We start from the raw sequence: 25,641 nt of genomic DNA on the forward strand, positions 1-25,641 counted from the left end.
TCAGCCTCGGCGCGCGTGTGTTCGCCCTTCGAGTCGAACGGACATTTATGCTGAGAGCCGAAATAATAGCCATCGGATCCGAGTTGCTGACGCCTTATCGCACGGACACGAACTCGTTGTGGCTGACCGAACGGTTGAACTCCGTCGGCATCGAAGTTCAGCTCAAGACAATTGTCGGTGACGATGAAGCCATTCTCGAAGAAAGCGTGCGCGACGCTCTTAAGCGTTCAGAGGTAATAATCTCGACCGGGGGGCTGGGGCCGACCGAAGACGACATCACGCGAAAAGTCTTCGCAAGAGTCACCGGCCGGCAACTCACGCTCGATTACGAAGTGCTCAAGGGTATACGCGAGCGCTTCTTGAGCCGCGGTCATCAAATGACCCCGAACAACGAACGGCAAGCGCTCATTCCACAGGGCGCCAAGGTGCTGCCAAATCCGAACGGCACCGCGCCCGGAATAAAGATCGAGCAGGAGGGCAAGCTGATGGTTTTGCTTCCCGGGCCGCCGCGCGAGAACCAGCCAATGTTCGATGACTACGTGATGTCCGACCTCGAACGGATGTCCCGCGGGGTGCGCATTGCCAAGCGAGTGCTGAAAGTTACCGGGCTCGGTGAATCGGCGCTCGACGATATGATCGCGCCTATCTATAAGGAGTACACGAACCCCTCCACTACCATTCTGTTCACGGATTCGGAGATAGAAATACATCTGACTGCAACGGCCGAGACCGCCGCTCGAGCTGAAGAAATCGCCGAAGAGCTGACCGGCAAACTTGAAGAGAAGCTCGGGTACTATGTTTACTCGACCACGGGTGAGTCGCTTGAAGAAGTGGTTGGTCACCGGCTTCGAGTGAAGCAGTTCACCATCGCCACAGCCGAAAGCTGCACCGGCGGTCTGGTCGCCGAACGCTTGACTCGCGTGCCAGGTTCGAGCGACTACTTTGCCGGAAGCGTCATCAGCTACACCAACGAGGCGAAGGCCCGGCTTCTCGATGTACCCGAAGAGATGCTCGAGCGTCTCGGGCCGGTGAGTGGCGAGGTTGCCGAGGCGATGGCGCGAGGCGTCAAAGCGCGAGTCGGCGCGACCATCGGCGTCAGCGTAACCGGCACCGCTGGCCCGGGCGGCGGTACGGACGCCGTGCCGGTCGGAACGGTCTATATTGGATTGGCCGACGACGTGGTGACTTCGAACAGGCGGCTGGTGCTGCCGGGAGATCGTCACCTCGTTCGCTGGAGAGCTTCAACAGCCGCGCTCGAGATGGTACGGCGCCGATACCTCCTTTAGTAAGTTTTTTGTTTCTGGTTTCTTGTTTCTGGTCCCCGAGTCCGTGGTTGGACGTTTCTGGTTTCTGGTCCTCGAGTCCCTGGTTGACTGATGAAAAATTCTCGTCCAACAGAACTAGAAACCAGAAACCAGAAACCAGAAACAAGGAACTCTGAGCATCCAACAGGCCAGAAACCAGAAGCCAGAAACCAGAAACTCTAACCATGCCCTCACTCAACCATCTTCTATTTCGACTCGAAGAATCGAAGCGCCAATTTGGCGCGGACAACGGAGGGCGCACGGAAAAGCTTCTTGCTTTGCTCGGCCAACGGCGGTTTCGGGATGTCGATTCTCTTATTCGCTTTCACGAAGCGCTTCTGTTCGTCCGCTCCCATCCTCAGAGCGAGGCCGCGTACCGCATTTCCAACCAGCTTCTTTCAACTTTTTCCGGCCGAGTACGCGAGCTTCAATCGTCGGGCGCGGACCTGACACCCTTCGACTACATCGAGTATTCCGGCATTGCCGGTACGGTGATATCCGGGGCCTTCAGCTATGACATCAACCGCTTCCTCGTTGACCGCCATCCTACAAGCGTCGAAGGGGACTGGAACGGGTACAAGAAGTCCGAGCGGCTGGGCGCAACGCTGCCGCGATTCCTCCCGCTGCTTTACGAGGAGTCTCTGGTTGAAGCGAACATTCCGTACCTGGCTTGGCTTCGCGCGGCGCTTCACGCGGCAATGGGCCGCAAGAAGCGGCGAGATCTGGAGTGGCTTGTACGTCGATTCGAGCGATTAGAGATTTCTGAAAGGCAAAAGGCGGAGCTCTTCGATTCGCTAGAGATCCGCACTCAATGGGATCTCGGCGACTCGCGAGCTTCTCGCACGAGAAACATGCGGCGGGTCGGGAAAGTCGTCTATCACACCGGCCCGCTTATTCGACGCAGCGAGGTTTCTCTCGACAAAGAGTTTCAGGCCCCGCCGATCGAGCTGAAAAAGCTTTCTCGCAAGCAGGGCAAAGCGATGCAAGACATGCTTCGCGACACAACGACGGTCCGCTACAGGGAATTGTACGGGATCACCCACGGCGATCCCGACGGCGTGGTGCGAGCCGACGTGGGCCGAGGGGTCGAAATGTTTCTTTGGGGCCTGCCGCCCGAGCGCCGCTTGCCGCTGCGTGCTTATCACGCCGGGTTCACGTTGAAGAACGGCGTTCCGATCAACTATATCGAAGGCATCACGATCTGCGATCGGATGGAGATTGGTTTCAACACGTTCTACACGTTTCGCGAGGGAGAGTCGGCGTGGGTGTATGCGACGGTGCTCAGGCTGCTGCATCAGGTCGTGGGGGTGACCTGTATATCGATCGACCCATATCAGATCGGCTTCAACAACGACGAGGCGATCGAGTCGGGCGCATTCTGGTTCTATCGGAAGCTGGGCTTCAGACCGACGCGGCGTGAGTTGGCCAGGCTGATGGAATCAGAAGAGAAGAAGATCGCGGCGGATCCGGAGTACCGCACACCCGCGCGGGTGCTGCGGAAGCTGTCGGCGGGAAATGTTGTTTACGAGGCGCCAGGGTCGCCGCGCGGCGACTGGGACCGGTTTGCAATTCGCAACCTCGGGCTAGCCGTTCAGCGGCGCATGGCCGGGGAGTTCAACGGCGACGCTGAGATGATTCGAACCATGTCCGCCAATGAAGTCGCTCGATCTCTCGGAATGACGCCGAAGAGCTTAAGCGGATCGGAGCGCCAGGCATTCCAAGACCTTGCGCTAGTGCTGGCCTTGATCCCTGATCTCGCTCAATGGACCGAGCCTGAAAAAAGAAAAGTCGTTCAGACAATTCGCGCAAAGATGGGCGCGGATGAATCCCGGTACGCGCGGTTGCTTCAGCGTCATGCAAAGCTGCGGGCTGCACTTATCGGCTTAGGTGAGCCAGAGGAAAAGCCGTTCTAAAGGCCGTGTTTCTTTTTCAGGTTGTGCACGTGAACCTTTGACACGCCCAGCTTGCGGGCTGCCCGCGTGAGGCTATTGTTCGTCTGGCGCAACGCGTTGCGAAGCAGGAACCCTTCAAGCGTGCGCTTCGCCTCTTGCCACCGCGGCAACTGATTGCCGTCAAAGACGAGGCGATTGTCATCCGTGAAGATTATCTGCTCTTCATACTTCGCGGACACTCGGTTGAACTCCTCGCCAAGGAAGGCATCCTCGATCCGGTTGAGTAACTCGCTCGCTCGGACAAGCTGCGTTCTTCCCGCGCGCGTGTCCAAGCTATGAAACGCCTCAGCCAGGTAAATTGTGGCCTCGAGCTCGACCCGCCGTGCGGAAGATCCAACACAGGCCTGAGCCAGTTCTGCCGCCTCACCAAGCACCTCGGTCGCCTCCTTAAACTCGCGCGCGGCCAGTTTCACGAGGCCGAGCGCGATGCGCGCGCGCACGCGAGTTTCTGTTGCGGAACCCTGGTCGCTAAGCTCGACGGCGATCCTCGCGTGTTCAGCGCTAACCTCGGGCTCGTCTCGCTGAAGCACGATCAGGGCAAGGGTAGACATCGCTTCGCTCTCACCTGAAGGATCTCCACGGCGCAGCTCGCGGCTCTCCTCGGCGAGCTTTTCCGCCCGCTCGAAACGCTTCAGTTTTATTAGTGCGCGCGCGAGTTTAAGCTGGCCGTCTGCGAGATCTTTTTTGAGGTCGTACCGCTCGAGGACGGTGTCGGCTTCCTTGTAGATTTCCAGGGAGTCCTGGAAATTGCCCAGAGAGCATTTGAGGTCGGCCATCCCCATCAACGCGCGTGCGTAGAAGCGACCGCGCTCACTATTCTTGAGCAGCCGCATCGCTTCTGAATACATCTCGGTGGCTGGTTCGATCTCCCCACGTTCTGCGGCCAGCGCCGCCTGCTCGGTTAAGATTATCCCGCGCAGATACTCGGTACGTTTGCTGGTGCGTCCCTTGATTCCATTCTGGGCTGCTTCGAGTTTGATCGCGGCATCGTCCAACTCGCCTCGTCGACGAGCAAATCGGGCCAGGTTGAGCAAAGCCCGGCTGATGCCAAAGGTGTCGTTTAGGAACAAGTAGAAGTGGTAGGCCGATTGAAGCTGCGTCTCCGCTTGCTGGTTGTCTCCGCGCCAATGTGCCAGCCGTCCTTTCGTGAGTGAGAAACGCGCGGCAACGTTGATGTCGGCAATTCGCGGGGCGACCTCTTCCAGCAAGGCTGATGCGTCCTCAAGCCTATCGAAGTACATCGCGACCTCTGAGCGAACTACCATCTCCATCGGTTCATTGGTCCGTCGTTCGGAGAATATTTCCTCTGCTGCCAGGAACTGACCACTATCGATCAGCTCAACCAGACTCTCTTGCGATGCTCGCCTTTCCATTTTTTAACCCCTTACCTGGCGTTGCACGTTGTGCCAATTGGTGCGCAGCAATCGCACAGGGGTACACATGACCTCTGTGGTCCAGCACAATGACCGCCGCTATCCTTCCCACTTTTCTAATTCTTGCCTGAATCGCAACCCGGCGAAGTTTTAAACCGAATCCACCCCCTTCGTCGGGTTGACGGAATTCTAACAGTTATTTCACAGAGCGAAAAGCGGATCTGGAACAAAAAGTTGAGAGTAAGCTCATCTTGGAGTCGCCAGCTGGGATTCCAAGCAACAACAGGTCTAATCCGTTCCGTTTAAGCTGAATATATTGACTATGATCTTCTAGGCTCGAACTCGATGGGGTCTCTTAGAGCGAGAAGTGTGTTGCCGTCATTGGTGGAGCGACCAAGGCTGTTCATTGTTCTTGACTCTCCCCGACGAAAGCAACGCTCGAGACTCTTCTCTTGCCGCCAGCCCCGAGGCTTAGGGAACCGTCACAGGACCGATGGTAGCGGTTCGTTTGGCAAGTCTACTTTGGAGTTCAGGCCGACACCGAAAACCTTTTTGCTGCCGAGGCAAAAGATAGAAGAATCACTACTCGGTACATCAGAACAGCGACATCAAGACGAGGCGGGTACAGACTGGGGTTCGATTAACGACGCATTCCCTACGGTTACCCCCGGTTCTGAGGCCGGGGGTAGCCGCTCTTCTTACTCTGAGACAGCGTAGCGGTGGCCTTCTGAATCGCTTATGCCGCTGCCTGTCTCTGAATGGAACCTATGACCTAACGGGCAAGTGAACCACACCGAGTCCTCGGTGGAGGCTACCCGTCGGAGGGGGTTAAAGCACTTTGGGCATTTCATAACCGTATTCTAGCATGGGTTTTGGATTCTGTGGGGGTTTTTTATATGCGATTTCCCCGTTTCCGCGGGTCAGTCGGCGATATGATCCCGGGAATTGGTTAGGTAAGGTTTACCCCGGGTACGGTCGTCGTGCTATCGCTCCATCTGACCGCGGGCTCAATTGCGGTGTGTATGCCTCTAGCGGCCTGGAAGCTGGTTCTGTTACAGCCGGCCGATCGCCTTCGATGACTTCTTAGCGGCTCAAAATACGTAGGCGTTTCTCGCTCCGATGACATCGACGGTCGTCGAATGGAGCGCGTGCTCAATCTAAGAAAGGTTGCGCTCCCATGAATCTTGAGATCATCGTACACCGGACTTGTGTTTTTTCTTCCGGCGGGCGATTTTTTTGTTGACATTGAAAACGATCCAGCATACAGTCGCGCTGCTTCAAAGAAGTTGCCACGGTGGGATGGTCAGTTACTTTGAGGCCTCGCCTTTTCTTTTGCTCGAAGTTCCAACGTGCGCGACCTCACTATGCGGTAGCTCTGGCCAGTCGAAGGCTGGAGAGAACGAGCCAATCGGGTTTTAGGGTAAAGCAAAACATCTGCGTGGGCAGATAACTTGAACAGAGTCTTGGGTCTACGATCCAAGCCGTAAAAGGAGAACCTTTGAGATGAAAACCCTGAAGATTTCAGCACTGCTGTTGTTCGCGGCGGCTCTCGTTTTGCCTTTCACCTTTACGAGTACCGTCGAAGGTCAAGCTGCAACCGCAGCTCTAGCAACTCAGATGGACGGTCGCCTGCCGGACACCGATCTGTTCAACAATTTCGGGACGCTTGGCGCTGTCGTCGATGAGTGCGACAACCCGCCGGTACCTTTACGCTCGTTCCGCGACAACAAATTCATATTCGAGGAACGGGAGGTAGTAGACGACGGTCTCGGGCCCACCTATAACGATGTCGCTTGCGTGGCCTGCCACCAGGCCCCGGTCACCGGACACATTAGTCAGATCAACGAGTTCAGGGCCGGGGGTACCGACGGCTTCGGCAACTTTGTTGCCCCGCCGGGTGGGCAAACGCTGATCCAGGACCGGGCGATCGATGCCGAGGCACAGGAACACATCAACACGGGTCTAAACCTCCACGAATTCCGCTCCACCCGGACCTTACTGGGTGATGGCTTTGTCGAAGCCATAAACAGCAACACGCTCGTCGCCACTGTCAACGCTCAGCCCGCAGCCCAGCGCGGTCAGCTCCGTACCGTGGTTGTGCTGGAGGCTGCCCCCGCTACTCGGATCGGCCGCTTTGGCCACAAATCCCAACACGCCAGTCTGGTGTCATTTTCGGCTGATGCTTATCTCAACGAGATGGGTATAACCAGCCCGTTGCAGCCCAACGAGAATAACATTCTGGGGCAGTCAGCCGCTCCGTTTGACACGGTAGCCGATCCCGAGGACGATGGACTTGACGTCGAAGCCTTCGCCGCTTTCCAGAGGGCTTTGAGGGTTCCTGGCCGCGGGCCGATCAACTCCACTGTCACCGCTGGAGAGACGCTCTTCACTTCGATCGGCTGCGCTGTTTGCCACACTCCCCAATTCACAACCTCGGCAACAGGGACGGTAATCAACGGCGGAGCGTTCACCGTGCCAGCGGCGCTTGGCAACAAGATCATCCGTCCGTTCAGCGACTTCGCGCTGCACAATATCGGAACCAGCGCGGGAATCGGCGGCGAAGCCGGGGTCAACGACAGGTTCGCGACAACCACGATAGCCCTGTGGGGTGTGCGTACCAAAAACCGCTTCATGATGCAGGGTAACACGATGACCATCTTCGACAGCATTCAGGTCCACGGAGGGCAGGGAGCAACGTCAAGGAACAACTTCAACGGGCTGAGCACTACTCAGAAGAATCAGCTCATTGCGTTCGTGTTGTCGCTGTAAACTGTATCTGGGAGTTTCCGAACCAGTTCAGAGACTCGTCAGGCAACTGCCTGACGAGTCTCTGCTTTCACGTTGAGGGGGCTGAGATGTTGACCAGAAAAGCAGTCCTAGCATCATCATGGCTAGTTGTAGTCATAGGCTCTGGGGCTCTATCCGGATGCGCAAAACCGCCCGCCCAGCCAAATGTAGAGCAGCCGCCGCCACCTCAAGCAAGCGCAGCGACAACCCCACCACCGCAGCCGGCGGAATTGCCGGTGCTTCCTCCGCCAAAGTTGGAAGAAGTTCAAATAGCCGTCAAACGCATCTTCAAAGACGCCGTGGTGATCGATCCGAGCCGCAACCCCAGTTTTCTAGTGGGCGATTTCAACGGCGACCTGTCACAAGATCTAGCGATTGTTGTGAAACCGGCGGAAGGGAAACTTTCAGAGCTCAATCAGGAATTCCCAAACTGGTTAGCCCGTGAGCCGTTGAAGGAGGTGCTGCTGCCCAAATCTAAAATGTTGGCTCATCCTGTCGCCGCAAGACCCTCAGCGAATCCGGCGGCAGGGCAAACCATACGCTTCGAACAAAGCGATGTATTGCTGGCCATTATCCACGGGTATGGGCCTAATGGTTGGCGCGATCCCGAGGCCACCCAGACACACCTGCTCAGAGACGTCGTAGGCGCTCACATGACAATACTGCCGTTCAAGAGTGCGGTTAAGGCTTACAAAGGAATCAAACCGTTCCCCAACATCTATGGGGATTTGATCCAACAAACGCTCATTGGGCAATCGGGGTTTCTGCATTTCACTGGGGGAATGTACGGTTGGTATGATCCCAAGAACTACAGGGCCGTATCCGCGCCGGCCCACGCAGGGATGTCCGGGATGAGATAGCGCGAACTCCAAGGTATGCTTATGAAATTCAAGAAGTGGATTACTGTTCTCGCAGCGGTTCTTGCAGCCTCGGAGACCATGACCTTCGCGTATCAGAAAGCCGACGTCCCGGCGACTAAGCCGCAAACTAAACAGGAGCAGCTCGTCCAGGTAGAATTCATAACCCCCGACGAGTTGAAGACAAAGATCACGAAGAACGAGCCCATGGCTATCGTTGATTTACGCGCCTCGAATCTGTACGCGGAAAGCGACAAGACGATCAAGGGTTCGGTACACACCAAAGTTCGCCGAGTTGCCCACCGACTAAGAGAGATCCCTCGCGATAGGGAAGTCATAACCTACTGCGCTTGCCCGGCCGATGAAGCCGCGATTATCGCTGCTCGGGCCCTTCTAGCCAATGGTTTTAGACGGGTCCGGGTGCTAAAGGGCGGATGGAATGCCTGGCTCCAGGTGGGCGGCCAGGTTCAACCGAGACCAGGTATTGGAAAAAGTTAGAACCCTTCCCCGTTAAGGACTGATAAAATCTTCGATGTCGTTAAACGGCACCTTCGCGTCGCCAAAGTCAGGACGGTAGTATTCAGCAGCCGAGTCGAAATCCTGCTGCCAGCCTTCATCCATCCCCAACGACTCCATTTGTTCGATCGCCGTCAGCCATTCGCTCCAGCGAATCTTGCGTGAGATCAGCGGATAGCGCTCCAGCGCGACTTTGTTTGTCGGGAAGTACTGCGCCATCAAGCTAACGGCCACTTTCGGCGATAACTCACTGCTTATCCAGCGCAGCGACTCGAGTATGCCCGCGATGTCATTGGGCAGCACCAGCAATCGAATGATCAAGCCGCGCTGCAGCAACCCGCTCTGGTCGTACTCAAGCTCGCCGCCCGTCTGCCGGTACATCTCAGTGATAGCAGTCCGGGAGTGACGCACATACTCGGTCACCTTTGAGTACTCGCGGCCGGCTTCTTCATCGCTGTACTTGAGATCGGGCAGATAGACGTCGACGACCCCGTCGAGCAGCTTCAATACTTCAACCGAATCGTACGCGTTGGTGTTGTAGACGACGGGCAAGCGCAGCCCGCCGCGCGCGGCGATCAGCAGCGACTTCGCCAACTGGGGAGCGAAGTGAGTCGGCGAAACCCAGTTGATGTTATGGCAGCCTTGCTCTTGAAGCTCGAGAAAGATTTCCGCCAGCCGCTCGAATGAGATTTCGTTACGGCGTTGTTCTTTGAATGTTTGACTGATCTGGTAGTTCTGGCAGTAAACGCACCGCAGATTGCACAAGCCCAGAAAGACGTTGCCTGCTCCGCGAACGCCAACAAGCGCGGGCTCTTCTCCGAAGTGAGCCGTATAGCTGGAAACGATGGGCAGGAGGCCCGAGTAGCACGCGGCGACCTCATTGTTGAGCCGATCGACGTCGCAGTCGCGCGGGCATATTCGGCACACGCGAAGCATCTCCATCAATTGCTCGACTCGCGAGTCGAGTTCTCCCGTTTCGAGTAGCTTGAGGTAGGAAGGCTCGCGCATGCGATGCAGTGTACGCAACGGCCGGACGGAAACGCAAGACGCAAGGCCTTGGTCTGCAAGACTTTGGCTGGATAAAAACCAGGCCGGGCGAGGCCGGTTGACAGTCGCCGTATTCAGCCCTTAAGCTCAGCCCGAAGACGGCAAATCTCCATCAGTGTAGTTTTTGCGACTTAAGAGGCGCAGCATGAATCGCGTCCGTTTTGAAGGCTTCTCGGCTGAGTTGTTCCGATTCCTATCGGGACTTGCTGAAAACAACAATAAACCCTGGTTCGATGACCACCGCCGTGAGTACGAATCGGCAGTGCTCGCGCCGGTGAAGGCCTTCGTCGCAGAACTGGGTCCGATCCTGCATATGCTCAACGAAGAATTCGAGACCGAACCGCGTGTGGGCCGCACCCTGAGCCGGATCAGCAATGACATGCGCTTCCACAAGAATCGTCCGCCGTATCGCCCGGTTATCTACGTTGGTTTTTCGCGCCGCGGCCAGAAGTGGTGGAACTCCGCTTTGCTCTACGCCGGCATCTATCCAAGCGGTGTCTCAATCGGGTTCTATTCGGGCGGCCACAAGGAACTGCGAACCGGGCCCATTCAGGAAACGATAAAGAGAAACTCGCGGCTGTTTCAGCGCTATCTGGACGAACGCGGCATACCTGACTCGTATTGGGAATTGGCTGGCGGAGAAGATGGCAAGGTAACCAAATGGCCGCTTCCAAAGACCGCCCGGCGATGGGTGAATCTCGATGGCTTTACGGTCGGCGAGTACTTCCCGGCTACCGACCGAGCCCTTTCGAGGCGTTCCTTCCTGGATGTCGCGCAAGAAATCTTTCTTGACCTGTACCCGCTGTGGCGGTTTGCTGCGAGCGCTGACCTCAAGGGCGACCTCAAAGCTGATCTGGAACTTTATCGCGAGAACGCGGAGTTGCTCGCTCGTCCACTCACGAAGGCCGCTGTGAAGTGAACTCTTCGGATCAAGCATCAGGCTTCGCAGCCCGCGCCACTTCTGAATTGATTTCTCCTCCGACCAGTAGCAGCAGTCCTATAAGGTACAGCCATAGCATCAACGTAACTACAGCGCCCAGGCTCCCGTACGTTGCGCTCGCGCTCGGGGCCACGCGCAGATACACAGAAAACAACAGCGAGCCGATTACGACGCCCATCGAGGCAAATAGCGCGCCCGGCAAAACTCGCCGCTCCGCCGGCTTGATGTTTGGACCGAAGTAGTAGAGCGCCGCTATTCCCGCCAGCAGAAGACCGAGCCCCGTAACGTAGCCCAGTACCGTTGAGGCAAATTTGAGCGCAGCGCTAAGCTCAAGAGCGCGATCAAGCCACCCGCCCAGCCGGTGGCCAATCATTATCAGCCCTGATCCGCCGACGACCAGCAACGCGAATATGAGAGTCAACGCGATCGCCACCAGCCGCTGTTTCCAAAACGGTCGATTCTCGGTGGTTTCGTATGCTTTGTTGAGCGCGTCCATCAGCGAACCCACTCCGCTCGATGCCGCCCACACAGTTCCGATCAAAGCGAAAGAGAGAAGACCGCCGCTTCGATGACTCACCACATCGTCCAACACCTCGCGCACAAGCTTCATCGCGTCCGGCGGCAGTGCTCTCTGGAGTCCGATGAGAAGGCTGTTATCCGCCCCCGGAAGGAATCCGATGATGCTCGTCATGAAGATCAGCAGCGGGAACAGCGCCAGCAAGAAGTAGTAAGAGAGCTCGGCGGCGGTGCCAAGCACATTGTCGTCAAGCGATTCGCGCCAGACTCTCGGCGCGAGCTCACCAACAGTAAGTCGTCTCCCCTTCTTGCTGTCTTTGTTGCTCGCTTTCATCGCCGCTTCCCTCGATGTTCAGGTTAAACTCCTTTGCACTGAAGTCGCAACAAACAACCCTCGCCTGCGCGAGATTGACAACTGCAACGCTGCTCGATTCAATTGACACTCCCACTCGAGGGAGCCGCCGTGCTTTCGCGTATTGCGCTGCTCGGGTGGCCAGGAAATAGCGCAATGGAAAAAGACGAAAACATACCGGCGCACGAGAAGCGCCGCGTGCGGTTTTACGCCGATGATGAAGACGTGCTCGTAAGAGTGCTGAGCATTCCCGAAGCAGACTACGAATGCGTGACGGTCAACGGCTCTTGGGCGGAGAAGAGCCTGCTTGAAGGAGACATTGTTCTCTGCGCCGAAGGCCGTGTGCCACTTGCAGGCGACATCGTCCTGATCGAACAGGAAGGCCGCGTGAGACTCGGGGTGCTTGCAGAACCCGGTTTTCTGGAGACCCGGTCTGGAAAGCGTCCGCTTGAAGCCTCAGAGCAAATCGTCGGGGTAGGTGTAGCTCTCGCCCGGAAGCTCTCGGGAGGCAGCATAGATTTCACTTTTTGATCTTCGTCGTTAGCGACTGAAACCGGCGCCGCCAATTGGTGACGCGTACCTCGCTCATCGCTGAAGCTTTTCGAGCATACCAACCGCATTCTTGTTACCCGGATTGAGCTCGAGCGACTTCTTGTAGTTAGCTTTGGCCAGCTCTTTGTCTCCGTTTTCCATATAAGCTTCGCCAAGACTGTCATAGGCGTTTGACGATTGTGGATAAAGCTCCGCGTTGACCTTTAAGACTGCAATTGCCTCAACCAGCTTTTTCTCCCGCAGTAGAGAGTAGCCCAGGTCGTTGAGTCGAGCCTCCGCTACCGCGACGTTGGCCGGCTGTTCCCTCTTTATCTTTTTATACGCTTCGATTGCTTCGGCAACTTTTCCCGCCATCAATAACTCATACGGAATCATCACGTCCTTCGAGATTCGAGGTGCTTCCGATCCGCCTCCATCGAAGCGTATGCGTACCAGATCGACATTTCCTTCAGCGCTCCTGACGAAGGTATAGCGGACATTTGCATCGGTTCTCAAAAACTCGGTTTCAGAGATGGGAAACAGGTCGAGTCTCGGAGACTGCGTTGGCTGGGCGTAGAGCTTACCGTTCTCTTTGATTATCGTCAGCACCCTGTCCGGGTTCACTTGAAAGCGGCCAACATAATCATCAAGCTTCTTCGAATCGACCGAAACCACGTCGACGGGCTGCGGCAGGAAGTCCTCCCACTGATACTCTCTGGCGATGCCTCTGAGGATTTCGTTCATGATCTGCCCGTTGTCCGAGTTCACCATGATGGCCGCTCCGTAGCCCTTCTCTTTATGCACCAGGAGCAGCGCTCTGAATCCTTCATCCGCGCCGCCGTGCCCGAAATACGTCGCCGCGCCATGTTTCTCGATAAAGAAGCCGAGTCCAACGAAGTCTGCTATGAAAGGCGTGACCATCTTTGCCGTCGTCTCTTTCGAAAGGACTTTGTTGGATTTGCCAACCAGCGAGAGCTGTACTTCAATCGCGAACTTCGCAAGGTCCGTCGGGTTCGTCCAAAGCCCGGCGGCGGCCATCTCCGGATAGACATGGATCTTACCTTCAACCAGCCTCCCGCCGGTTTTGTGTCCTGAAGCCGCTTTCTTCCTGGTCTGATCGGGCAGCGGCTGATTGTAGCTGCTGTTGGTCATGCCGAGCGGTCCCAAAACTGTTTCCTGTGCGATCTGAGGATAGGGCTTCTTCTCGATGTCCATTATCGCGAGCTGAGCGATGGTTGTGCCGCCGCCCGAATATCTGTGTTTCGTGCCCGGCTCCATATCGACTCGAACCGCGGCCGTATTCGCGGGGACAGTTCCATCGAGCACCTGAGGCAGGGTCGGTATCTTTTCGCCGATTGCATAACCCGGGAATCCGTGAACAGTCAGCCCGCCCGTGTGACTAAGCAGATTGGCGAGTGTGACTTTTCGTTTGGCGGTAAAATCATTGTCGGGCAGCTTCCACGAGGTCAGCTTATTGTTGATGTTCTCATCGAGCGCGATCTTTCCCTGCTCGACCTTTTTGAGAGCCACCATCGCCGCCACCGGCTTGCTGATCGACCCGGCTTGAAAGAGAGTTTCCATGCCGGCAGGTTCGTTGGTCTCGATATCTTTCACGCCGTAGGCTTTCGCCCAATCGATCTTGAAGTCATTGATGACCGCGATGCTGACGCCCGGCACTTTGTATTGCTTCATTCGCTCTTGAATGGTCCAACCCGGAACGCCTTTCAAAAGCACGGAGGGAAGCAATCCTCTTTCTACGCGCTCAATACGAGATCCAACAGGCGACTGTCCGAGCGCGCCTTGCGAGAGAACAAGCACCAACAAGAGTATTCTGGCCGAGGTTCTTTTCATTATTACTCCAAGTCAGCAGGCAAAGAAGTTGGGCACATGCGTTCGCGAAACAGAATACGACCACTCGCCAAAGAAGTTGCTCAGCTTGTGATCAAACCGCGCCGCTCAAGAATATCAAAGCGATTCCTGGCACTCCAGGGCCTTGCGCAGGATCGGTTAACGCGCCGACGAGGTATGCAAAACCAGCCGGGGCCCCATCAGCCAAAAGCCCGGCGGTATCCACCGGTCTCTTTAGTCAACCGCTCAACTATCCGAAAGTCTCTGCTCCATTTCCTCGAGGGTACGCGGCCAGTCTTGTTTGAGGAGGCGGGAAAGCGCGCGGTCAGCGAGGAGCCGCCCGCCTGTCTGACACGCGGGGCAGTAATTGGCCTCGTTCTGCGCATAAACAATTCGCTGGACCGGCGTCCCGCATCTTGGACAGGGTTGGCCGTAGCGGCCGTGGACAGACATCTCCTTTCTGAAGGCAGTAACCTTCTCAGGAAAACTCTCCCTGGCTTCGCGGCGCAGTTTCTCCATCCAGAACCGCAGCGTTCCCTGGGTGGCTTCATACAGACGCCGCACTTCTGAGTCGTCAAGCCGTTTGGTTAGTTTTAGCGGGGACAGTCCCGCCGCGTGCAGTATCTCATCTGAATAAGCATTGCCGATCCCGCTGAAAAAATGCGGATCGGTCAAGGCGCGCTTGAGCGTGTGATTCTCCGCGGTCAAGCGACCTTCGAAACTCTTGAGATCAGCCTCGAGGACTTCGAGACCTCCCGGGTCATGCCCGGCTAAGGCCGATTCTCCTCGCACAAAATAAATTGAAGCGCGCTTCTTCGAGCCGGCTTCGGTCAGCATCAACGTTCCCGAAGGAAAGACAAAGCTAGCCAGCGTCTGCCGGTTGGGTTTGGCACGATTCTCCTTCCAGTGAAAGCGGCCGGCAATCATCAAGTGAATGATCAGAAAGAGTTCGTCTTCGAGGCCAAACACGATTCGCTTTCCAAGCCGGCGGAGATTGGTAACTTTTTTTCCTGTTGCCTGGTCCAGGGGTGGATCCACGGAACGGAGAACAAATGGACTTGAAAGGCGAATGTCCTGGATTGGCTGGTTTAGGACTCTGGGTTCGAGCGCTTCGATGTAAGCGACTATGTCAGGCAGTTCAGGCACGAGAGTATTTTAGCAGAGGGCGCGAGCAAGCCATTATCTGACCTGGCTCACTCCAGCGGAGTGACATGTTTATAGAACGCGAGTTGGTGAGTTATGCCGTAGCTCGTCAGGAGCGACCTGTTATCTGAGACCGAAAGGCTAAGGTCGCTCCTCCGGAGTTGGGACGAATCGTCTGCGTCGTGTTCATAGAACAGGTCACTCCTCTGGAGTGACCATCCATCAAACTGCCTTGGTGGTATTATGGTCTTTTCACGGGAGAATCTCAGCAGTTTTAGTTCTGTTAGGAGCGACCGATGATTAACACGACGGCTGTACTTGTACTGATGTTGGTCCTGTCAGGCTCCCCGATGGCTGGCGACGACCCTGAAGCTGTTGTAAGAGCGTTCGTCGTCGCGGCCTACTCCCACGATGCAACACAGTTCAATGCTTTGACCTTCCCGGCCAGCGGCGCCAGCGTGCTCTTAGGCAAGGAGCAGGTCTCCAAAGAGAGGCTCAAGGAGATAGAGACTGCGGCAAAGGCGCTCCAGCCAAAGCAGCTTCAGCCGTTTCGACAACGAGGCGTTGTCGTCACCCCTGGACCGGGCGGGGCGTATCCGGAGGGGACCACGACTCGTTATAAGACTTCCTTCGAGACCGACCACACCGTGATAAGCCTGGTGAAGAAGGAAGGCCGCTGGCTTGTTGACGTGCGCTGGTGGCTCAAGCTCAGGGAGATGTCGTTGCGGGATGAGAAAACCCGGCCGGACGAGAAAGAGTTAGTCATCAAGAAATTCTTCCTGAATCTCTTGCGTCTGAATCGACGCGCGGTCAGTGAGAGTCTCGTTCCCGCCGCTGACATCGACATCGCTTTTGAGGGCGCCCCCCGGGTCCCCGAACCGTCTGATGTGCTCCCCTCGCTTGCGATCGAGATGCCGTTAGTGGAGGCGGAAGCGGACGAAGTCTACCTGCTCTTGTCGGGCAGGCTGGTGAAGAAGAGCGCTACGGGAGATGAAGTCGTGATGGTCGGGCTGTATGGTCCATTCGAGATGGTGTTTCAGCTTCGGAGAGTGAAAGGCGAATGGCGCATAGTTCCCGAACCGTATTACCGGATTATCAACCGATAGTCTCGCAAGTCCCGAGTCCCGACGAAACGCTATTACGCTCAAGAGGCTGGGGATGCGTGATGTGACCATTATCAAAGCGTTCCGAGCCAAAGCCCTGAGGCGAGAACCTTTCCCAAATATCTTCTGAAGCTCGCTCTCGTTCCAACCTATGCGAACTGCCGGCGATCTCTCGATGCAAGGCAATGCCAACTAGCCGAATAGGATTACAGCTACACCGCTCTTCCGCGCCGGGCCGACTTCGAGCCGGCCGCGCACGACTTCCAATGCTGGTGATCTTGGACTGCTGCTCGGAAAGTGACACTTACGAATTTGTCAGTCCGAGTAGGTCTAATTCGGAGGTAAGATCGTGGCTCAGTGTTTCGCCGATCTTACGGGCCACATTCTCTACTTGCTCGCGATTGACGGTCCTCTCCGGGTCCTCCAAAACGCCCCGGCGAGGAATGTTCAATGTGATTTTTTCGCGTGATGAATCGACCGAGTAGATCACATCAAACCCATCCGGTTTTTCGAGTATCCGATACTTGCGAACGTGATGCATTGTAGTAAGTCCTCCTGTCTAGATTATGAAAAGCACAAAGAGAGCGGCTTGATAGGCTATGCTGATTCCGAGAAAGGTGAAGGCTAAAACTTGGCAGTCGGCTCCTCTCTTGCCCTTTGACTCCCAACTCGCCTGCGTGTCAGGGTCGAGTTCGGTATACAACTTACGATCAAAATATGCGCTAAGATTGAGCGCATTTAGGCCAACATCATAGTGCATTGATAGTAGGGAAAAAGCGACTGTAATCAGCGCTGCGACTGCCGCAACGATTAGACAAACTTTGCGCTCCGGAAAACTTGCGATCTCTGCCAGTCTTCCTATCGCGAAATTCAAGGTGTACGCGATACTTCCTGCCGCCGCAGTTATCAGAAAGAAAGTAATCTTATGTTTCATCTCGAAGAATTTATCGGCATGTTCTTCGACGTTCAGGTTGTGCTCGAATAACTTGTTTCGCGTGTCCTCAGGCGTTGCCGCGTCTCCCTCTTTGACCACAATCGGAGGTATGGAATCTATCGTTAACTTGTAATCGGTAGGCATGATGTGGTTCTCCTCATTCCGGGCAATCGGTTCTTACTACATTCAAGCATAGAAAAGCATTATGCTGCGTTTCTAAAACAGGAATACACTCTCGATTATCGATGGTTCGGTTAGCGAGAACGGTAGTGATAAAGCTATGTGGCTGAATCACGAGGTCGTCCCGTAGCCTCAAGGGCGCATCTTCGGTAAAGATCAGTACCTTCTCCTTGTCAAAGCTGGCGCGTATTCTAGTGCATTGATGGTCAACTGTAGAGTCAGTCGTTGCCACCACGGTTTTACCATCCAAATGTAGTGGGCTCTTGGCGGCAATCCAGAAAATTAGTGCGAGTCCAACGACCCCAAGGGCTACAAGCCCAATGGCCAAATGGACTCTCGGAGGCATACTGATTTTAGGCGGACTGATGATAAGCGCTGCCTTTTGTGGGCTACCCAGCTCGCATTTGCCCACTGGCGCGGCGTTGCTCAGCTCGAGGATGGCGACCTTGTTTTCCCGGGACCTGACTCTATGGAGGATTGAGACGTCGAATGTCTTAGTGGTCTCGAGAGCAGCGAAGCTCAGCGTTCCTGTTGGCAGCGGGGCGTAATCAGTTCCCGCGACTGCTGTCTGATCAGTTATCGTGTAGTCCGCTGTTACGGCCTCAGTCAGGTTTTCTAATCGATTTACAGCAACGGTTACCGTGCTGGCTGCCTTGGTGCTGTAGCGGACGCAATAGTCAGGTGAGCTGAACGCTATTTTGGAAGGAGTTGAAGTCACTGATTCCCTCTAAATGACGAGCAAGCGCCACGGAGACAGCTGGTTGCGGTTGCAAGTCCGCCAAGCCATTCTAGCGAATCCTATTAGTGTCAAGAATCTGACAGGCAACTAGCTTTGCACAAAGGCAGCTAATCTTGAAGTTCCTCTTCCTGTCTAGAAACGCTTTTTGTAGAGCGCAACGACCCAAAGAGCGTCGATCGAAGAGTACAGATGGAGCTCAACTCATGTCAATGAATTCAACATCACGAATTGCTTACCCGCTTTGGGTCAGCGCAAGGTGACATACCTCGGTCGGGCGGCGCATTGAGCGAGCATTCACGCGAATGAACTTCGCCGCGTGATAACGGGTGACAACCAGCCAACAGGCTTTCGCGTCAGGTGTGAAGGTCTGCTTATGACGATCGTGAATCTTTTGAATTTTACATCTCGACCCCTCCTTGTTATTGTCACCTTCTAATAATTGCGTTGGGAATATCTCAAGGATCTTTCGATGAACCTGCTTGCTCGCGCTTACCGTTCTTCACTCGGCAAAAAATACATCATGGCGATCACCGGGTTCCTTCTGTTCTTATTCGTGATCGTTCACATGCTAGGCAATCTTCAGGTCTATCTTGGGCCCGAGCCGATGAATGCTTACGCGGCGCTGCTCAAGTCTAAGCCGGCGCTGCTGTGGACCGCGCGCGTGGGACTGTTCATCACCGGTGTGCTGCATATCTGGTCGGCCCTTCAGCTCGCCGCCGAGAATCGAGCTGCGCGGCCCGAGCCCTATGACGAAGGCAAGCCCATCGCGACTCTTGCATCTCGTACGATACTGGTCAGTGGTTTGATTATCTTCGCCTTCATCATCTATCACCTCATGCATTTCACGCTGGGAGTCACGAATCCCGATTTCATGGAGCTGCACGATCCGTTGGGACAGCATGATGTCTACCGGATGACGGTCGAGGGCTTCCGCAATCCATGGGTTTCCGCTTTCTACATCATTTCGATGGGCCTGCTCTTTTTGCACCTTAGCCACGGTGTATCGAGCCTGTTCCAGTCGCTGGGAATCAGACGCAAGGCGACGGTCGCCGCGTTCAATCGCTTCGCACGGATTTCGGCGATCGTGATTTTCATCGGCAATTGTTCGATTCCCATATCGATTCTCGCGGGAGTCGTGAAGTAAGAGATGGGTTAACCGCAGAAGACCGGGAGACTAACCGCAGAGGACGCGGAGGAGCGCAGAGATACTTCTGAAAAACAATCACTATGAAACTCGATGCCAAAATACCTTCGGGGCCGCTCGCTCAGAAGTGGAGCAAGCATCGCCACGACATCAAGCTGATCAACCCGGCCAACAAGCGGAAGTTTGATGTGATCGTGGTTGGCTCGGGGCTTGCGGGCGGGTCTGCCGCGGCGACGCTGTCGGAACTGGGCTATAAGGTGGAATGCTTTTGCTTTCAGGACAGCCCTCGGCGCGCACACTCGATCGCGGCGCAGGGCGGTATCAACGCCGCGAAGAATTATCAGAACGACGGCGATAGCGTCTACCGCTTGTTCTACGACACGATCAAGGGCGGTGACTTTCGCTCGCGTGAAGCTAACGTCTACCGGCTGGCCGAGGTCAGCGTCAACATCATCGACCAGTGCGTAGCGCAAGGAGTTCCGTTTGCGCGCGAGTACTCCGGCTACCTCGCGAACCGGTCATTTGGTGGAGCTCAGGTTTCGCGTACTTTTTACGCGCGGGGTCAGACGGGCCAGCAGTTGTTGCTTGGCGCTTATCAAGCGCTCGCAAAGCAGATCGAGGCCGGCGGAGTGAAGATGTATCCGCGCACCGAGATGCTCGACCTGGTGCTGATCAACGGACAGGCGAAAGGAATCGTGGTCCGCGATCTGGTGACCGGCGAGATCAGCTCGCACGCGGCGGATGCGGTGGTGCTGGCGACCGGCGGCTACGGCAACGTGTTCTTTCTTTCAACCAACGCCAAGGGCTGCAACGTGACCGCGATCTGGCGCGCCTACAAACGGGGCGCGCTGATGGCCAATCCTTGTTTCACCCAGATTCATCCAACCTGCATTCCGGTAACCGGCGAACATCAATCGAAGCTGACACTAATGTCGGAGTCCCTGCGGAACGATGGCCGCGTGTGGGTGCCGAAGACAAAGGGTGATAACCGCCCGCCTAACGAGATCCCGAAGGAAGAGCGCGACTACTTCCTCGAGCGCAAGTATCCAGCTTACGGGAATCTCGCGCCGCGCGACATATCATCCAGAGCCGCTAAAGAAGTCTGCGACGAAGGCAGAGGAGTGGGGCCGGGCGGCCGAGGTGTGTACCTCGACTTTGCCGACGCGATCGAGCGGCTTGGCCTGAACGTGATTCGCGAGCGCTACGGCAATCTGTTCGAGATGTACGAACGCATAACCGGCGAAGACGCTTACAAGATTCCGATGCGGATCTATCCCGCGAGCCACTACACGATGGGCGGGTTATGGGTCGATTACAACTTGATGAGCAACATCCCCGGCCTTTACGTGATTGGCGAAGCGAACTTCTCAGACCACGGCGCGAATCGGCTCGGGGCAAGCGCGTTGATGCAAGGGCTGGCCGACGGCTACTTCATTTTGCCCTACACAATCGGCGACTACTTTGCGGCTGAACGGCCGGCCAAACCATCAGTCGATGATCCCGAATTCAAAAAGGTCGAATCGGAGGTTGCCGAGCGCACGAAGAAGTTGCTGTCCATTAGGGGCCGCCGAACGGTTACAGAGTTTCATCGAGAGCTCGGAAAGCTGATGTGGGACAAATGCGGGATGGCTCGCAACGAAGCGGGATTGAAAGAGGCTTTAGATACGATTCCGGCGATGAGGCGGGAGTTCTGGGAAGACTTGAACGTGCTTGGCGATGGAAATGAGTTGAACCAGTCGCTCGAGTACGCCGGCCGGGTTGCCGACTTCATGGAGTTCGCTGAGTTGGTTGTCTATGACGCGTTGACCCGTGACGAATCGTCCGGCGCTCACTTTCGCGAGGAGCACCAGACACCGGACGGCGAAGCTAGACGTGACGATGAAAGGTTCTCTTACGTCTCGGCGTGGGAGTATCAAGGCGTGGACCAGCGGCCAATCTTACATAAGGAACCATTGGTTTACGAAGAAGTTCATCTGGCGCAAAGGAGCTACAAGTAGTCTGGCAAATACCCCCGGACGCAGTCGGGGGATTGTTCATACCCGGCCTACTGAAGCGCCGGACTGACGGTTCTCTTGAGAGGCGAGAGGAGGGGGCCGCCCTTCCTGGTAGGTTGAGTATGAACAGACCACCAATTGCGTTGGTGGAATTTCGCCGGAAGTTCCTGGATTCTCGAGAAGGAGTTACGCGTAAGAATGAATCTGACGTTGCGTGTGTGGAGACAAAAGAACTCGACGTCGCAAGGCACGTTTATCGAGTACGAGGCTGATGACATCTCGCCCGACACGTCTTTTCTCGAGATGCTCGACATCGTCAACGAAGGGCTGATCAAACGCGGCGAAGACCCGGTTGCATTTGATCACGATTGCCGCGAGGGCATCTGCGGAACTTGCGGAATGGTCATCAACGGAATCGCTCACGGACCGCTGGGCGCTACTACGACCTGCCAGTTGCACATGCGTCACTTCAAAGATGGTCAGCTAATCACGATCGAGCCGTGGCGCGCGCGGCCCTTTCCAGTCATCAAGGACCTGGTCGTAGACCGCAGCGCTTTTGATCGGGTCATTCAAGCGGGAGGATACATCTCCGCGCGAACCGGTGGCACCCCCGACGGCAACACGATCCAGATATCAAAGCCCGACGCTGATCTTGCGATGGACGCGGCCGCTTGCATCGGATGCGGCGCGTGCGTGGCCGCATGCAAGAACGCTTCGGCGATGCTGTTCGTCGCGGCGAAGGTCTCTCATCTGAACATTCTTCCGCAGGGCAAGCCGGAGAAGGACCGTCGCGTGGTGAACATGGTGAGGGCGATGGATGAGGAAGGCTTCGGCAACTGTACGGTGATGGGTTCGTGTGAAGCCGTGTGCCCGAAAGAGATCAGCCTGGATTTCATCTCGCGCATGAACCGGGACTATCTCGGGGCCCTGTGGCGAAGCAGGTAGTTAGGCCGGCAGATATTCTGGCGGCTGTGCGCCGGGCGCGTTAGAATGGCGCAAAGTTAGTCCAGCTATCAGCCCCGTGATTGGGGCAACGTCTCGCTCCCGTCCGGCATCACCCCAACGCTGAGCCGCACCGCGGCGGCTCACTTACACGAACCGCTCAACAAACTCCGGAGGAAAGTAAATGCGAAAGAAACTAGGCAGTCTCTTGCTGATGCTCTCCCTCTTCGGGCTGGCGATGCCGGTGGCGGCGCTGGCCCAGAACAGAGATGACTACAGAGGAATAATAAGGCGCGACAGGAATGGAGTCCGCATAGGCGATAGCCGAATCGTCCTGTTCGATGGTCCGGGCATTCTGAACTACCATCAGAAGCACAGGTGGATGGAGGGCCCAGGCGGAGCCGCTACGGTCATCGGGATCGGCGCCGGCGCCGGGGCTGCAACAGGCGGCGTGGTCAAAGGCAAGAAGGGCGCGGTCATCGGGGCCGCTATCGGCGCGGGCGCTGCTACGGGTCTCTGGCTGTACAAGAATCGAACCGAGAAACGCCGAATCTTCTGAAGGATCTCACCTTAACGCTTTGTTTGATCGAAGCCGGCATCCCTTGTCCGAACAGATCAAACAACATGGATCCATGTGGCTGAATTGAAGGGGCTGACCATATTGCCACAGGTCAGCCCCTTTTCTTCTTGACCGCCTCTCGCGCTACCTCTTGAGTTTAGAAAAGTTTGGCGATAGCCAACCTCGCCCGCCCGACTGCCAAACCGTGGCGCGCCTGTTGCTGCATCAACCTTGAAAGCCGGAAGCACGAACCTTTAATCAACTAGGAGGAATAAGGATGAAACGCATATTGACGAGTGCAGCTCTGTGCTTAGCACTTGCTTTGAGCCTCGCGGCGCCAGCCTCGCTGGCTTCGCAGAACAAGAACAGCGGCAAGAAAGCCGCCGCAATGAAGACGATGTCGCCACGCGCCGAAGCGCTGAAAAAGTGCAACGACGACTACGCGGCTGCGGTCAAGAAAGCGAATGACGACCACGCCGCGGCGCTCAAGGATGCCAGGGGCAAGAAGGGCAAGGAGCGCGCCGAGGCGATGAAAGCCGCAAACAAGACCAAGACTGATGCCTGGGCTGCAGCCAAGACGGCTAAAGGAGTCTGCGTCAAAGCAGCTCCGAAGAAGTAGGCACTCCTGGGAACGCGCGCATTCTGCCGTGCATGATTCCTGATCGAATCTCTCAAAGCTCGACGACTGGCTCTGCCGGTCGCCGGGCTTATTGTTTTCAGAAAGGAAACCAACGATGAAACAAATTATTTGCGGCGGGGTGCTAAGTATCTTCCTCGCCGTTGCACTCACACCCGCCGCTGCGTTAGGCGACAGAAGCCAGCATCACGCTGCTATGAAGCTGTGCAAACAGAACTACAAGAACGCCATTCGAGGGGCCAAGTATCTGAAGAGCCGGCAGCGAAGAGCCAGGATCGAACAGGCGCGACGGGAACGAGAAGACTGCGAGAGGCTTGCTCCGAAATAGCTCGTCTGGCTACCCCGCGATGATAGCCCGATACACTTCCGGGTCAACGTTGCCGCCGCTGATAACGCAGCACACGCGGCTCTCGCGAAAAAGGTCCGTCCCGGTCAGCAACGCGCCAATCGGCAACGCCCCAGTCGGCTCCGCTTTCAGATTCGCAAGCCCAAATAGCAGCCGCAAGCCTTCCTTGATGTTCTCTTCGGGAACCTCGACTATCGCGGACAACCCTTCTTTCAGCACAGCCCAGTTATGCCCGCCCACGCTCACAGTGCGCGCGCCGTCGGCGATAGTTTGAGGTTCGGTCTCGTTAACGACTATGTGACCCGCGCGAAGCGAGCGGGCCGCGTCATTAGCCATCAGCGGCTCCGCGCCTGCCACCCTAGCGCTGCTGCCTGCGGCGCGAAGCCCGGTGATTATTCCCGACGTGAGCCCTCCGCCTCCGACTGGAGCAATGACGAAATCAAACTCGCGATCGAGCGCTGCAAGCTCGGCTCCGAGGCTCGCGTTGCCTTCGATCACCAGCCGGTCGTCGTAAGCGCTCGCGACGTAGGCATCTGGATTGTCGCCGGCAAGTTCGGCCACTCGACCCGCGCGGCTCTTCTCTCTGACGTCGATCAGGTCAACTAGGCCGCCGTATTCGCGCACTGCATCGATCTTCACTTGAGCCGAGGTCGACGGCATCACGATGGTGCAAGACTTGCCCAGAAGCGAACAGGCATACGCCATGGCTTGTCCGAAGTTGCCAGATGAAGCGGTGATGATCTTGCGCTCAGGAACTTTGGAAGCGAGGTTGTAAGCCGCCCGAAACTTGAAGCTGCCCGTGAACTGAAAGGTCTCGGTCGCAATCGTCAAGTCAACGCCCAGCCGCTTGGATAAGCGCGGCGCTTCGATGATTGTGGTTGGGCGAACAACGTCCTTGAGCCGACTGCTGGAGTTGTCAGACTCGTTCATACGTACAGACTATCAAGCAAGCGGCTCGAGGTGACAAGTAGAGGAGGAACGCGCCGAGCTATTTCTTCACATCCTTCGATGTGATGTCGATGGTGATCATGAAGCCGTTGGTTCCGCTGTACTCGAATGCCTTTGGGCCCACGCGGTAGGCTTCAATCTCGTTGGGCATCAGAACAAACCCGTCATTGCGCGCTGCGCCGAAGTACTTCAGGTTTCGAATCACCACCGGTTCTTCGGTCATGCCTGGGCCGCGATGCAGGACGATTACCCCGCCTTTCCCGCCGTTGAGCTTTGCCTCAGCGCGATCTTTCGAAGCTTGCCAATCTACAGTCGCGTCTTGAGCAGCAACGGTGAATGACTTCCACTTGAGTGGATAGACGTGACTGAGGATTGTTGCGAGGCCGGCTCGCTGCTCCTTGGTGACCGACGGTTCAAACGTTGCTTCGATCCATTCTCCCTGGCCGCCGCCAAAGTCAGCTCCAAGATCACCCGCCAGCCAGAACTTTACTCCATCAAGCTTGACGTTTCCGTAGTTGCCCTTGTTGACCTTGTAGGCAAAATTGGCGCGGCAGTAATGTTCGGCCATTCCGCCGTGACCCTGATGAGCGGCGGGCTTGGTGGCGAAATAGCACTGGCAGAACATCGGGCAGCTACACGCCTCGATGATGGTTGCGTTAAGCGCCCATTCCGGCGCGGCAGGCTTTTGAGCAGCAGCCGTGACGGCACTCACGGCCAGTAGGATGGGGAGAGTCCAATAGAAAAACTTTCGCATTTCGACACCTCCGTTCAAAGATGGTTCGGTAACCCGTGGGACGTATCCTCTTAAGTATCTCGGCATGTATCGCGCGATCTGTTTAGCTGTCGCGAACTCAAAGCCAAGTCATATGGGAACGCAGCGAATGCTGACAGCCATTCTTATACTGCGAACTCTAATGAGAGTCAATCAGGTTCAAGCGCCAACCCCCGC

At 56.2% G+C, this 25,641-nt stretch carries 24 protein-coding genes; 14 read left to right on the plus strand and 10 right to left on the minus strand.

Going from position 1 to position 25,641, the window contains the following annotated elements; all coding sequences use genetic code 11:
- Nucleotides 1-47: 47 nt before the first annotated feature.
- Both AABO57_16205 and AABO57_16210 read left to right on the plus strand, forming a co-directional pair.
- Nucleotides 48-1,286: a competence/damage-inducible protein A gene (locus AABO57_16205; GenBank protein MEK6287284.1), complete on the plus strand. Its 1,239-nt coding sequence runs from the start codon at nt 48-50 to the stop codon at nt 1,284-1,286.
- A 203-nt stretch (nt 1,287-1,489) separates the two neighbouring features.
- Complete coding sequence (locus tag AABO57_16210; GenBank protein ID MEK6287285.1) at nt 1,490-3,217, plus strand: hypothetical protein; 1,728 nt, start codon at nt 1,490-1,492, stop codon at nt 3,215-3,217.
- Here the strand turns inward: AABO57_16210 and AABO57_16215 are convergent.
- Nucleotides 3,214-4,629 carry a tetratricopeptide repeat protein gene (locus tag AABO57_16215; GenBank protein MEK6287286.1) on the minus strand — a complete coding sequence of 472 codons (1,416 nt, stop codon included), beginning with the start codon at nt 4,627-4,629 and terminating at the stop codon, nt 3,214-3,216. The genes AABO57_16210 and AABO57_16215 overlap by 4 nt on opposite strands.
- Nucleotides 4,630-6,132: 1,503 nt before the next feature.
- Between AABO57_16215 and AABO57_16220 the strand changes: the two genes are divergently transcribed.
- The 3 genes from AABO57_16220 to AABO57_16230 all read left to right on the plus strand — a co-directional run bounded on the left by AABO57_16220 (nt 6,133) and on the right by AABO57_16230 (nt 8,771).
- Nucleotides 6,133-7,398, plus strand: a complete 1,266-nt coding sequence (locus AABO57_16220; protein MEK6287287.1) for a di-heme oxidoredictase family protein — start codon at nt 6,133-6,135, stop codon at nt 7,396-7,398.
- A gap of 254 nt (nt 7,399-7,652) precedes the next feature.
- Complete coding sequence (locus AABO57_16225; protein MEK6287288.1) at nt 7,653-8,276, plus strand: hypothetical protein; 624 nt, start codon at nt 7,653-7,655, stop codon at nt 8,274-8,276.
- A 21-nt stretch (nt 8,277-8,297) separates the two neighbouring features.
- A complete protein-coding gene (locus AABO57_16230; protein MEK6287289.1) occupies nt 8,298-8,771 on the plus strand; it encodes a rhodanese-like domain-containing protein in 474 nt (157 codons plus the stop codon).
- Between the two features lie 12 nt (nt 8,772-8,783).
- Here AABO57_16230 and AABO57_16235 read toward each other — a convergent pair whose 3' ends face one another.
- Entirely contained in the window at nt 8,784-9,797 is a 1,014-nt protein-coding gene (locus AABO57_16235) for a radical SAM protein (protein MEK6287290.1), read from the minus strand.
- Nucleotides 9,798-9,981: 184 nt separating this feature from the next.
- Between AABO57_16235 and AABO57_16240 the strand changes: the two genes are divergently transcribed.
- Nucleotides 9,982-10,755, plus strand: coding sequence for a DUF2461 family protein (locus AABO57_16240; protein ID MEK6287291.1), 774 nt, complete (start codon nt 9,982-9,984; stop codon nt 10,753-10,755).
- 10 nt (nt 10,756-10,765) lie between these two features.
- On the opposite strand, the gene AABO57_16245 is transcribed toward AABO57_16240, so the two are convergent.
- Entirely contained in the window at nt 10,766-11,626 is an 861-nt protein-coding gene (locus tag AABO57_16245) for a YihY/virulence factor BrkB family protein (protein ID MEK6287292.1), read from the minus strand.
- A 174-nt stretch (nt 11,627-11,800) separates the two neighbouring features.
- Here AABO57_16245 and AABO57_16250 point away from each other — a divergent pair, with 174 nt between their 5' ends.
- A complete protein-coding gene (locus tag AABO57_16250; protein ID MEK6287293.1) occupies nt 11,801-12,175 on the plus strand; it encodes a hypothetical protein in 375 nt (124 codons plus the stop codon).
- A 54-nt stretch (nt 12,176-12,229) separates the two neighbouring features.
- Here AABO57_16250 and AABO57_16255 read toward each other — a convergent pair whose 3' ends face one another.
- Together AABO57_16255 and AABO57_16260 are read right to left on the minus strand one after the other, a co-directional pair.
- Nucleotides 12,230-14,026 carry a serine hydrolase gene (locus AABO57_16255; protein ID MEK6287294.1) on the minus strand — a complete coding sequence of 599 codons (1,797 nt, stop codon included), beginning with the start codon at nt 14,024-14,026 and terminating at the stop codon, nt 12,230-12,232.
- 243 nt (nt 14,027-14,269) lie between these two features.
- Nucleotides 14,270-15,169, minus strand: coding sequence for a DNA-formamidopyrimidine glycosylase family protein (locus AABO57_16260; protein ID MEK6287295.1), 900 nt, complete (start codon nt 15,167-15,169; stop codon nt 14,270-14,272).
- 293 nt (nt 15,170-15,462) lie between these two features.
- Between AABO57_16260 and AABO57_16265 the strand changes: the two genes are divergently transcribed.
- Nucleotides 15,463-16,272 (plus strand): hypothetical protein, encoded by an 810-nt coding sequence (locus AABO57_16265; GenBank protein MEK6287296.1) that lies wholly within the window; start codon nt 15,463-15,465, stop codon nt 16,270-16,272.
- A 301-nt stretch (nt 16,273-16,573) separates the two neighbouring features.
- Here the strand turns inward: AABO57_16265 and AABO57_16270 are convergent, their stop codons facing one another.
- The 3 genes from AABO57_16270 to AABO57_16280 are packed head-to-tail and all read right to left on the minus strand — an operon-like array spanning nt 16,574 to nt 18,101.
- A complete protein-coding gene (locus AABO57_16270) occupies nt 16,574-16,810 on the minus strand; it encodes a hypothetical protein (GenBank protein MEK6287297.1) in 237 nt (78 codons plus the stop codon).
- Nucleotides 16,811-16,828: 18 nt separating this feature from the next.
- A complete protein-coding gene (locus AABO57_16275) occupies nt 16,829-17,347 on the minus strand; it encodes a hypothetical protein (GenBank protein MEK6287298.1) in 519 nt (172 codons plus the stop codon).
- Nucleotides 17,348-17,360: 13 nt separating this feature from the next.
- A complete protein-coding gene (locus AABO57_16280; protein ID MEK6287299.1) occupies nt 17,361-18,101 on the minus strand; it encodes a Calx-beta domain-containing protein in 741 nt (246 codons plus the stop codon).
- Between the two features lie 490 nt (nt 18,102-18,591).
- Here AABO57_16280 and AABO57_16285 point away from each other — a divergent pair, with 490 nt between their 5' ends.
- The 6 genes from AABO57_16285 to AABO57_16310 all read left to right on the plus strand — a co-directional run bounded on the left by AABO57_16285 (nt 18,592) and on the right by AABO57_16310 (nt 23,726).
- Nucleotides 18,592-19,266 carry a succinate dehydrogenase cytochrome b subunit gene (locus tag AABO57_16285; protein MEK6287300.1) on the plus strand — a complete coding sequence of 225 codons (675 nt, stop codon included), beginning with the start codon at nt 18,592-18,594 and terminating at the stop codon, nt 19,264-19,266.
- Between the two features lie 83 nt (nt 19,267-19,349).
- Nucleotides 19,350-21,263, plus strand: a complete 1,914-nt coding sequence (locus AABO57_16290; GenBank protein ID MEK6287301.1) for a fumarate reductase/succinate dehydrogenase flavoprotein subunit — start codon at nt 19,350-19,352, stop codon at nt 21,261-21,263.
- Nucleotides 21,264-21,458: 195 nt separating this feature from the next.
- The gene (locus tag AABO57_16295) at nt 21,459-22,205 is read left to right on the plus strand and encodes a succinate dehydrogenase/fumarate reductase iron-sulfur subunit (protein MEK6287302.1); all 747 of its coding nucleotides are present in this window, start codon (nt 21,459-21,461) and stop codon (nt 22,203-22,205) included.
- A 181-nt stretch (nt 22,206-22,386) separates the two neighbouring features.
- Entirely contained in the window at nt 22,387-22,761 is a 375-nt protein-coding gene (locus tag AABO57_16300) for a hypothetical protein (protein ID MEK6287303.1), read from the plus strand.
- A gap of 277 nt (nt 22,762-23,038) precedes the next feature.
- Entirely contained in the window at nt 23,039-23,380 is a 342-nt protein-coding gene (locus AABO57_16305; GenBank protein ID MEK6287304.1) for a hypothetical protein, read from the plus strand.
- 115 nt (nt 23,381-23,495) lie between these two features.
- Entirely contained in the window at nt 23,496-23,726 is a 231-nt protein-coding gene (locus AABO57_16310; protein ID MEK6287305.1) for a hypothetical protein, read from the plus strand.
- Between the two features lie 9 nt (nt 23,727-23,735).
- Here the strand turns inward: AABO57_16310 and AABO57_16315 are convergent, their stop codons facing one another.
- Nucleotides 23,736-24,674 carry a threonine/serine dehydratase gene (locus tag AABO57_16315; protein MEK6287306.1) on the minus strand — a complete coding sequence of 313 codons (939 nt, stop codon included), beginning with the start codon at nt 24,672-24,674 and terminating at the stop codon, nt 23,736-23,738.
- Between the two features lie 58 nt (nt 24,675-24,732).
- Nucleotides 24,733-25,446, minus strand: coding sequence for a DUF1326 domain-containing protein (locus tag AABO57_16320; GenBank protein MEK6287307.1), 714 nt, complete (start codon nt 25,444-25,446; stop codon nt 24,733-24,735).
- Nucleotides 25,447-25,641: the final 195 nt, after the last annotated feature.

The sequence above is a fragment of the Acidobacteriota bacterium genome, from assembly GCA_038040445.1.
Taxonomy (GTDB): domain Bacteria; phylum Acidobacteriota; class Blastocatellia; order UBA7656; family UBA7656; genus Onstottus_A; species Onstottus_A frigus.